This window comes from Luteibacter sp. P4_E6 (genome assembly GCF_056401535.1).
Map to the genome: position 1 here is coordinate 1 of NZ_JBFUJE010000722.1, position 1,616 is coordinate 1,616.

The window sequence follows — 1,616 nt, forward strand, 5'->3', positions numbered from 1 at the left end:
GAGGATCAGGACGGGCAGGTCGGGGAAGGGACCCACCCGGCGTGTCTCGTCCCCGGATTGCCGCACGGCGTCCAGCTCGGCCTCGAGCGCGTCGAACTGTGTCGGATCGCAGTTATCCGCCTGGATGACGGCGGCGTACGCTTCAAAGCCCGGCGGGACGCTTGAGCAAACCCCTTGCAAGCGATACCAGCCGATCGTCATGAGCAGCTTTTGCCACGGCATTTCCGCGCGCTGGGTGTCCTGGATGGCGACGAGGCTCTTAGGTACGCGATCGTCCTGACCTGGAGTGGCACCGTCGATAAACACCAGTGCTGCCAGGTCGCTCCGGTAGTGGCCGGCGTAGGCACGCAGGTAGAGGCCGGAAATGGAGTGGCCTGCCAGGACGAAGGGCCTGTCGATACCCGCGACGCGAATGAGGTCGTGCAGCTGCGCGGCCAGCGTATCCGCGTCATGGGGACGCGGCGTCATGGCGCTCGTACCGAAGCCGCTCCGATCGAACGAGCAGACGCGGGTCACTTTCGCCAGTGCTGGCTGGACTTTCAACCAGGTCGTGAAGTCGTCGCCGAGGCCGGTATCGAGCATCACGGTGGGTGACCCCTCGCCAGAGCAGACCAGATGCACGTCGTACCCATTGACCTTGTAGATCTCACCGGGGGCGTGGGCCAGGGAACGCAGCTTTCGAAGCGAAAGCTCGTTGTAAGCCGTCCCGGCAATGAGGAGGACGAGGGCCAGCGAGGCGACGGCGACTGCGGCGATGGCGAGAACTTTCTTGGGCGTAGTCATGTCAACGCGATGCTCCTCGCTGCCGCGGACGGGAGCCCGTGCCATCGGTCATGAAGTGAGCTCCACCTTCGGCATTGCACGCTTGAACGAACCTGTAGGAGCCGATTCATCGGCGATCCCGCGGCAGCGGGCCAGGTTGTCGCGAATCAGCCTGTCGCTAGCTACGCTGTCGCTAGCACCCTTCGCCGATGAATCGGCTCCTACTGTGGCGGTTGGAATCCGGAGAACGGGTTGGCGTCGGCAAGCGCGGCGCCATGACGCACGGCTTACGACACCGGGCGGTGCCATCGCTCGGTCGCTTCGTCGACGGGCGCCATGCATTCGACGCGTAGCTCCTGCGGGCCGGGACTGCGCGGTGTGCCGACGGTCGTCACGAGCGAGAAGTAGCTAAGCCGGCGGTTCGCATCGACGAGGGTGAGGGGGATGACGGGGAGATCGGCGGCGCGGTCGTCCTGCGCGACACGTCCCGTGCCGGGATAGGCCATGAGCGCGTCGAGGAGCACGCGCGTCGGCTCGTCAATGGCTCCACCGACGGCTTCCCGCCGCACGCGCTGAAGCATGGAGGCGGAAAACCGGTCCCAGTCCCCAATGAAGGGCCGCAAGCCCTCGGGGTCGAAGATCATGTGGAGGATGTTGCGCGGACGAGGCCAGCGGTCCAGGTCGATGAACGAGCCGAGGAGCCGCTTCGTCGCCTCGTTGACCATCACCACGTTCCAGTAGCGATCCATGACCAGCGCGGGAAACGGCTCATGCTGCAGGATCATGCGCTGGAGGGCGTGACGGACGATCACGAAAGAGCCCGTGTCCCAGGACTCGTCCGCGTCGTAGAGAGG

The 1,616-nt window shown here is 65.3% G+C and carries 2 protein-coding genes; both read right to left on the reverse strand.

Annotated elements, in window-relative coordinates:
* A partial coding sequence (locus tag AC1DT2_RS22795) for an alpha/beta fold hydrolase (RefSeq protein ID WP_477298943.1) occupies window positions 1-783 on the reverse strand: 783 nt, incomplete at its 3' end.
* 266 nt (window positions 784-1,049) lie between these two features.
* The coding region (locus AC1DT2_RS22800; protein ID WP_477298944.1) for an MmyB family transcriptional regulator at window positions 1,050-1,616 on the reverse strand (567 nt) is incomplete at its 5' end.